Genomic DNA, 1,423 nt, shown 5'->3' on the forward strand with positions numbered 1-1,423 from the left:
GGAGTCTCAATGACGAAATCAAGCTGCTTGCGTGACAGGCGGGGCAGAGGTGAACGCCCGGTTGTCGCGCAGGAGAGCCCACAGAACGCTGGCGCGTCGGCGCGCCAGAGCTATGACGGCCTGGACGTGCTTGCAGCCCTCGCCGCGCTTTTTGAGGTAGAAGTCCCGGTTCGGCCCCTCGTGGATGATGCTGGTCTGTGCGGACATGTAGAAGACCCGGCGCAGGCGGCGGCTGTAGCGCTTGGGTCGGTGCAGGTTGCCGGTCCGGCGTCCGGAGTCGCGTGGGACGGGGACGAGGCCGGCCGCGGAAGCGAGGTGGCCGGCGTCCGCGTAGGCCGTCAGGTCGCCCGCGGCGACGACGAACTCGGCGCCGAGTATGGGGCCCATGCCGGGCATGGACTCGATGATCTCGGCCTGGGGGTGGGCGCGGAAGGTGTCGCGGATCTGTTTGTCGATGCGCTTGAGACGGTCGTTCAGGTCCAGGATCTGGGCGGCCAGGTCGGCGACGATTTGGGCGGCGACGTCCTCCCCGGGCAGCGCGGTCTGCTGGGCCTGGGCGGCTTCCAGGGCCGTGGCCGCTACCGCGTCGGCGCTCCGCACGCTGCGATGGGCGAGCCAGGCCGTCAGCCTCGCGCGGCCACGGCGGCGGATGGCGGCTGGGGTCTGATAACTGGTCAGCAAAACCAGCGCGCCCTTGTGGGCGGAGTAGTCGAAGGCCCGCTCCAGGGCGGGGAAGACGCCGGTCAGCACGTCGCGGAGTCGGTTGATCATCCGCACGCGGTCGGCGACCAGGTCGGAGCGGTGCGCGGTCAGCAGCGCGAGATCAGCGGCCAGCTGGGCGGGCACGTCAATCGCCGCGAAGTCCCGGCGCTGCCTGGATGTTTCGGCGATCACGTAGGCGTCGCGGGCGTCGGTCTTGGCCTCGCCCCGGTAGGCCCCGGACATACGGTTGACGGTGCGTCCGGGCACGTAGACGGCCCGCTGGCCGTGAGCCGCGAGCAGCGCCAGCAGCAGCGCGGAAGACGTCCCGGAGATGTCCACCGCCCAGTGGACCTCGCCGGCCAGGGCCAGGATCTCGCCGAGCGCGGTCAGGATCGCCGACTCGTCGTTGTCAACCTTCTTCGACCACAGTGTCGCGCCGGTCTCGTCGACCACCGCTGCCCAGTGGTGCCCCTTGCCGGCGTCGATGCCGGCCCAGACCCGGGTCTGTCGCTCGTTCACTTGCCCCTCCTCGTTCGGCACAGCCTGCCGTTGGCCCGAGGAACACCCCGCTGTCATCTCCGTAATCAGCGACCGAAGCGCACATCTCAATCAGCAGTCAGGGCGCCCCGGAGAGCCGGACGGCCACTCCAGGGAAGCCACTGAAGGCAAGGCCCCATCAGCCACATCCGGCCCTCCCGGGCCACCTAACAACTTACGGAGG

General features: G+C 69.7%; 1 protein-coding gene. It reads right to left on the reverse strand.

The annotated features are described in order from the left end of the window. Positions 1–18 precede the first annotated feature (18 nt). Complete coding sequence (locus tag AC6CKD_RS37905; RefSeq protein WP_498333974.1) at positions 19–1,221, reverse strand: IS110 family RNA-guided transposase; 1,203 nt, start codon at positions 1,219–1,221, stop codon at positions 19–21. Between the last annotated feature and the right edge of the window lie 202 nt (positions 1,222–1,423).

This window comes from Streptomyces sp. GQ60 (genome assembly GCF_059758875.1).